This is a genomic window from Mesorhizobium sp. M7A.F.Ca.MR.148.00.0.0 (genome assembly GCF_003997735.1).
In the GTDB taxonomy this organism is placed as follows: domain Bacteria; phylum Pseudomonadota; class Alphaproteobacteria; order Rhizobiales; family Rhizobiaceae; genus Mesorhizobium.
The window spans coordinates 448-867 of record NZ_RZTB01000321.1 but is presented as its reverse complement, the minus strand read 5'-3'; the positions used below and the strand labels follow the sequence as shown (position 1 = coordinate 867).

Annotated in this window: 1 pseudogene; it reads left to right on the top strand. The window is 57.9% G+C overall.

The features are described from left to right. Positions 1–420 (top strand): annotated as a pseudogene (locus tag EOB49_RS36755) (hypothetical protein); the annotation flags it as partial.

Here is a 420-nt window from a genome sequence, read left to right as displayed (position 1 = left end):
TCGTCAAAGGTTATCCGAGGGACGAAGAGACCGACCACCCCATTGGCGTCTCTGACGAGGACCGGGCACTGCTCACGCTACTGACCTCCTCAAATAAGCCCGTCGGTCCCTCGCCCACCCTAGAGGATGCCAAACGGCTCTATCTGAAGGTCCGGTTCACCAAGACCAATCCTTCGGAGAAATCGAAGAAGCGGGACGAGCAACAGGCCGACCGCGTCGTGGGACATGTCAAATCGGCCCTGGGTTATGATCCGGTATTGGCGGACATGAAGCGCGCCGATGCCAGAAAAGTCGCTGACGCCATGCTGAAGGAAATCCCGACTGCTGCGACCGTGGACCGATACCTCAATGTCGTGCGCGCCATCGTTGCCCATGGCATTCGCGAGTTCGACCTAACTGGCACAAGGAACCAATTTGAGA